The 6,061-nt window shown below is 55.8% G+C and carries 5 protein-coding genes; 2 read left to right on the top strand and 3 right to left on the bottom strand.

The window, feature by feature from the left end:
* Window positions 1-90 precede the first annotated feature (90 nt).
* The 3 genes from cdaR to dgt all read right to left on the bottom strand — a co-directional run bounded on the left by cdaR (window position 91) and on the right by dgt (window position 4,477).
* Window positions 91-1,248, bottom strand: a complete 1,158-nt coding sequence (gene cdaR / locus IM314_RS09995; RefSeq protein WP_032644978.1) for a DNA-binding transcriptional regulator CdaR — start codon at window positions 1,246-1,248, stop codon at window positions 91-93.
* Window positions 1,249-1,394: 146 nt separating this feature from the next.
* On the bottom strand, window positions 1,395-2,831 hold the full coding sequence (gene degP, locus IM314_RS09990; protein WP_047363510.1) for a serine endoprotease DegP: 1,437 nt from the start codon (window positions 2,829-2,831) through the stop codon (window positions 1,395-1,397).
* A 131-nt stretch (window positions 2,832-2,962) separates the two neighbouring features.
* Window positions 2,963-4,477: a dGTPase gene (gene dgt, locus IM314_RS09985; protein ID WP_163332628.1), complete on the bottom strand. Its 1,515-nt coding sequence runs from the start codon at window positions 4,475-4,477 to the stop codon at window positions 2,963-2,965.
* Between the two features lie 82 nt (window positions 4,478-4,559).
* Here dgt and mtnN point away from each other — a divergent pair, with 82 nt between their 5' ends.
* A complete protein-coding gene (gene mtnN / locus IM314_RS09980; RefSeq protein WP_028015570.1) occupies window positions 4,560-5,258 on the top strand; it encodes a 5'-methylthioadenosine/S-adenosylhomocysteine nucleosidase in 699 nt (232 codons plus the stop codon).
* On the top strand, window positions 5,251-6,051 hold the full coding sequence (btuF, locus tag IM314_RS09975) for a vitamin B12 ABC transporter substrate-binding protein BtuF (RefSeq protein ID WP_041911199.1): 801 nt from the start codon (window positions 5,251-5,253) through the stop codon (window positions 6,049-6,051). The genes mtnN and btuF overlap by 8 nt, the downstream gene beginning before the upstream one ends.
* The last annotated feature ends 10 nt before the right edge of the window (window positions 6,052-6,061 follow it).

The following is a 6,061-nucleotide window of genomic DNA, read 5'->3' as shown; positions in this document are numbered from 1 at the left end:
GCATCAGGTCAAACTCAGTGACAGTTTACCCGTCTGTTGACGGGTAACTGAAGTGACTTTAAACATACAAGGGCACCAGACCGCACTCAGTCATCTCTGTTCGTCCAGCTGCAACGCGACATAGAGCAGCAGCCTGTCATCAAAGTTCCCCAAATCCAGCCCCGTCAGCTCCGAGATCCGGTTTAGCCGGTACTCAAGCGTATTGCGGTGAATAAACAGCGCTTTTGAGGTCGCCAGCGGTTGCACGTTATGGCGAAACCACGCCTGCAGTGTCCGGCGCAGCAACCCATTGTTGTCCATCGCCTTCAGGCGCGCTAATGGCCGCGCCAGCTCATTGGCCTGCCAGCCGCCGCGCAGGCTGTCGAGCAGCACCGGCAGCATCAGATCCTGATAGAAGTAACTGCGGCTCTCCGGCATCCGCTGCTTGCCCACCATCATGGTGGTGCGCGCGGTACGCCAGGACCGGGCGATGCTGCCCGGCCCGGTAAAGTAATTGCCCAGGGCAACGCGAAAACGCAACTGGCCGTTCTCCTGCATACGGGAAATCAGCAGTTCCACGCGACGACGATGGTCCTCAGCATCCCAGCGGCCAAACGCATTGAGCGCCGGTTTGAGCACCACCATTTCCGTCAGCGAGACGATCGCCACCAGGTTGTCGCGCTCCGGCGTCGCCAGCGCATTTTGCAGTTGCTGCAGCTCGGCCATCGCGCTGTCTACGCCAAGCTGTCCGCTATCGACCTCAATCACCGCCACCACGCGCGGCTGGTTCAGATCGATCCCCAGACGCTGCGCCCATTCGCTGAGTGCAGGCGTATGTTCTTCCGCCTGAATCAGGTTCATCACCAGCTCTTCACGTAAGCGGCTGTCCTGAGCAAGCAGATGCATCAGACGCGACTGCTCCAGCATCATTTCCGCCGTCATGCAGACCAGCTCGCCGTATTTACGCAGAGATTCCGGTTCGCCCGTCAGGCCAATGACGCCAACAATTTCCCCTTCCAGACGCAGCGGCAGGTTGATCCCCTGACGCACGCCGTGCAGGTGTTTTGCTACCGCATCATCGATATCAACCACGCGGCCCTGAGAGAGCACCAGCAGGGCTCCTTCGTGCAATTCCCCAATACGCTCGCGATCGCCGCTGCCAATAATGCGCCCGCGGGCATCCATTACGTTGATATTGGTATCAATGATGCGCATGGTGCGCGCCACGATATCCTGCGCCATTTTGGTATCTAGATGCCAGCCAGCCATGTAACCCTCCTGTGAGCAGAGCTCAAGCATAGGGAAGTTCAGCAGCGACTGCATTGTGCGAATGCACAAAGTGAGAGGGGGAAGTATGGAGTTGCGGTAGGCGTCACAGAAACAAGAAAGCCCCTGCGTACAGGGGCTTAAGAGAATTACTGCATCAGCAGGTAAATTGAGGTGTCACCGCGCTGGATATTCAGCGCCAGCACGGACGGTTTGCTGTCGAGAATTTTGCGCAGTTCAGCGATGTTTTTCACCGGTTGCTGGTTAGCCCCCATGATCACATCGCCTTTTTTCAGGCCGATACGGGCAGCAGGTGAATTTGCTTTCACGTTGTTCACCACTACGCCTTTGTCCTGGCCCTTGTTACTCATCTCTGCGCCTTCAATTCCGCTGAAGATGGTGCTGGAGTCCACCTGATTCTGGCTGCTCTGCTGCAGCTCCAGGCTTACGTTAACCGGTTTGCCGTCACGCAGCAGGCCAAGGGTCACTTTGCTGCCAATTGGCATCGAGCCCACTTCCGCACGCAGGGCGGCAAAGCTGCTGATCGGTTTACCGTTCAGAGAGGTGATCACATCACCCGCTTTAATGCCCGCCTTCGCCGCAGAGGAGTTCGGCATCACCTGGCTGACGAATGCCCCGCGCTGGGCGTCAACCTTCATCGCCTTCGCCAGTTCAGAGTTCAGTTCGGTACCGAGGATACCCAGCTCACCGCGTTTCACCTGGCCGTACTGCACCATCTGAGCAGTCAGGTTTTTCACCATGTTGCTCGGGATAGCAAAGCCGATCCCGATGTTGCCGCCGTCCGGTGCCAGAATAGCGGTGTTGATACCGATCAGCTCGCCGTTCAGGTTCACCAGCGCACCGCCGGAGTTACCACGGTTAATGGCCGCATCCGTCTGGATGAAGTTTTCATAGTTTTCCGCATTCAGGCCGCTACGGCCCAGCGCAGAGACAATACCGGAGGTCACGGTTTCACCCAGACCGAACGGGTTACCGATAGCGACGGTGTAATCGCCCACGCGCAGCGCATCGGAGTCGGCAATTTTAATCGCCGTCAGGTTCTTCGGATCCTGAATCTGGATCAGCGCGATGTCGGAGCGCGGATCTTTACCCACCACTTTAGCATCGAATTTACGACCATCGCTCAGCTGAACTTTAATGGTGCTGGCGTTATCCACAACGTGGTTGTTGGTGACCACGTAGCCTTTTGCGGCATCAATAATCACACCGGAACCAAGCGCCATGAATTTCTGTTGCTGGCCGCCGCCCTGGCCGTCATCCCCTGCGCCACCGCCCTGACAGAACGGAGAACTCTGGAATGGCGAACCGTCCTGGCAGAACGGTGAATTGTCACCGAAGAACTGCTGGAAGTTACGCGGCATGCGCGGCGTATTGACGGTCGTGCTGCCCTCAACGTTAATACTCACCACCGATGGCATCACTTTTTCGAGCATCGGTGCCAGGCTTGGCATCTGCTGCGCGGTTGCTGCCGACGACGCGGTCTCGGCTGCAGTAGCAGTCAGAGGAGACAGCGCTAAACCTAAACTCAGAGCCAGTGCACTCATTGCTAATGTGGTTTTTTTCATGTTTCTCAATCTCGATTTACAGGTAACGCAAAATTGCTGTGTAACTCAGATTCATTTTATACCGCTTAGTTCCGGCCATAAGTTTATGGAAAAGGTAAAAATTTATTGGCCTTCTTTACAAAACTCCGGAATTATTCCACGGCCATGAGCTTGCGGTATTCATCCCAGGCATACAAATCGGTCATGCCGCTGATATAGTCCTGGATTAGACGGCAGCGATAATAATATTCCATCACCGGCCATTCCAGAGCGTGGCGATCCAGCTTACCCATCGCTTCGACATACGCCAGCCGATGGCGGGTAGAAAGTTTCTGATAAAGCCGGGATTCGATAGGAATTCGCCGCACGCGTTCTTTTTCCACCAGCTCGCTAAACTCCTCGACGGAGAGTTGAAGCAACGGGGAATAAATTTCCAGTAATCCACTGATTACACGGTATCCCTGCAGTTCCAGCTGCTCGACATCAGGATGGCTGAACACATGCCGCATCGCCACATGTTTATAAAGCTCAAGCAGTTGGCTGAAACTGCTGTCATCTTCAAGCAGCGCATGATTGAATTCCCCGCTAAAGATTTGCGGCAAATTATCAATAAAGCGCGAGGCGGCATACGGCACCATTTTATTTAATGTATTGACCCGCAAATACATAAAGAACTGATCTTCCGTACTGCGGCTCAACGTATTTGAGCGCGATTTTTCCCAGGCATTTTCGACAACCTGCGCAAACAGCGATCCTTTTTCATGGGTTCCCCATGCCGCATAAAGATGCTGATAAAGCTCCTCGACGCTGAATATTCTTTTCTCAACGGCATCTTCCAGGTCAGCCACGCAATAGGAAATATCGTCGGCGGCTTCCATAATCCACGTCAATGGGAATCGGCCGTTTGGCGTCAGGGAAAGTTCTTTACGCAGCCGTTCTATATAGGCCTCTTCGGAAAGGTAATAGCCCGGTTTTTTCATTAAATAGCTATGGGATGCGGGCGTCTCCCCCATCCACCACGCGGGACGCGTATATTTCAAAATGCAGCCAACCTGCGCCCAGGTCAGGTTCATGCGCATCAGGGAGTGCACCAGCCGGATCCCCTGCGCGTTGCCCTCAAAGTGACAGAGATCCTGGCGCACTTTGCGGCGCAGATCGTTCAGCCCTTCTTCGCCTTCACGCAGGCGTAAATCGCGCACGATGCAGCGGTCATCGCTGAGTGGCTGGCTTGCCGCATCCGACGGATAAAGCCGTTGTTTAAACCAGTCATTAATAGCCGCCTCGCCAAAATGGCCAAAAGGCGGGTTGCCGATGTCGTGCATCAGGCAGGCCATCTCAACGATGCTCTCGAAAGGCCCCGTCAGCTCATCCAGGCCATAGGTTTCCAGTAAACGCTGCTCTTTGAGGCGGCTTAAAATCTCTTTGGCAATATAACGCCCGACCTGCTGCACTTCCATGGAGTGGGTTAAGCGCGTGCGCACCGCGGCGTTACGCTCCAGCGGGAATACCTGGGTCTTTTGCTGCAGACGCCGGATGGCGGGCGAGTTAATAATCCTGCCGCGATCGCTTTCGAAGATACGCAGGATCTCATGTTCGCTCTTTTCGCCCTGCGGCGAACGGAAACGTCGGTGCCAGTTAATTTTGGTACGAAAATCGATTGGTGACATGTGCTCCCCCGCGTGAGAATGCGTTTCCCCTTAACCGCATGATAGACTATGCCTCTTAACAAGGCACATCGCGAGTAAATCTATGAAAATCGGCATTATTGGTGCAATGGAAGAAGAAGTTACGCTCCTGCGTGACAAAATTGAGAACCGTCAGACCCTCTCTCTCGGGGGTTGTGAGATCTACACCGGGCAGTTGAACGGTGTTGAGGTGGCTCTGCTGAAATCAGGCATCGGTAAAGTGGCTGCTGCGCTGGGTGCGACCCTGCTGCTTGAGCGCTGCAAGCCGGACGTCATCATTAACACGGGCTCAGCAGGCGGTCTGGCACCGACGCTGAAAGTGGGCGATATCGTTGTCTCCGACGAAGCGCGTTACCACGATGCTGACGTCACCGCGTTCGGCTACGAGTATGGCCAGCTTCCGGGCTGCCCGGCAGGGTTTAAAGCTGACGATAAACTGATTGCGGCGGCTGAAGCCTGCATTGCTGAGCTCAATCTCAACGCGGTACGCGGCCTGATTGTCAGCGGTGATGCGTTCATCAATGGCTCCGTCGGTCTGGCGAAAATCCGTCATAACTTCCCGCAGGCGGTTGCCGTAGAGATGGAAGCGACCGCGATTGCGCACGTTTGCCACAATTTCAGCGTACCGTTCGTGGTGGTTCGCGCCATCTCTGACGTGGCAGACCAGCAGTCTCACATCAGCTTCGACGAGTTCCTGGCCGTTGCGGCAAAACAGTCCACCGTGATGGTGGAACGCCTGGTGCAGAACCTGGCGCGTGGCTAAACGGTCTATCAGGGCGCTGGCCGCCCTGCTGCTGCTTGCACCGGCGTGGCTGTTCGCCGCGCCGCGTGTGATTACCCTCTCTCCCGCTAACACCGAACTGGCGTTTGCCGCCGGGATCACCCCCGTTGGCGTCAGCAGCTTTTCAGATTACCCCCCACAGGCGGCCGGCATTGAGCAAGTGGCAACCTGGCAAGGGATGAACCTTGAGCGCATTGTGGCGCTTAAGCCGGATCTCGTGCTGGCCTGGCGCGGCGGTAACGCCGAGCGGCAGGTTAACCAGCTCACCTCGCTTGGCATCAAGGTCATGTGGGTTGACGCGGTAAGTATTGAGCAGGTCGCTCAGGCTCTGCGCGCCCTGGCCCCTTATAGCCCTGCGCCTCAAAAAGCCGAGAGAGCGGCGAACCAGATGCTCAGCGACTATGCCGCGCTGAAAGCCCAATACGATACGCCTGTTAAAAAGCGCATCTTCCTGCAGTTCGGCAGCCAGCCGCTGTTTACCACCGGAAAAGGCTCGATTCAGAACCAGGTGCTGGAAGTGTGCGGCGGTGAAAATATCTTTGCTGCCAGCCGGGTACCGTGGCCTCAGGTCAGCCGTGAGCAGGTTCTGGCGCGCCAGCCACAGGCCATCGTCGTGGTCGGAAATGCGAGCGAGATTCCTAAAATTAAACAATTCTGGCAGAGCCAGCTAAAAATTCCGGTGATCCCACTCAACGGTGACTGGTTTGAACGCGCCAGCCCGCGTATTATCCTCGCCGCAAAACAGCTCTGTGCCGCCCTGGCAGAGGGTCATTAACATACGTTCG

This window comes from Enterobacter cloacae complex sp. P42RS (assembly GCF_014930595.1).
In the GTDB taxonomy this organism is placed as follows: domain Bacteria; phylum Pseudomonadota; class Gammaproteobacteria; order Enterobacterales; family Enterobacteriaceae; genus Enterobacter; species Enterobacter bugandensis.
This window is presented reverse-complemented; position numbering and strand designations above follow the sequence as displayed.

What these genes read in the sequence shown, in the direction of transcription:
- dgt (WP_163332628.1), bottom strand. Translation starts at nt 4,477, where the DNA reads ATGTCACCAATCGATTTTCGTACCAAAATTAACTGGCACCGACGTTTC.
- mtnN (WP_028015570.1), top strand. Translation starts at nt 4,560, where the DNA reads ATGAAAATCGGCATTATTGGTGCAATGGAAGAAGAAGTTACGCTCCTG.
- cdaR (WP_032644978.1), bottom strand. Translation starts at nt 1,248, where the DNA reads ATGGCTGGCTGGCATCTAGATACCAAAATGGCGCAGGATATCGTGGCG.
- degP (WP_047363510.1), bottom strand. Translation starts at nt 2,831, where the DNA reads ATGAAAAAAACCACATTAGCAATGAGTGCACTGGCTCTGAGTTTAGGT.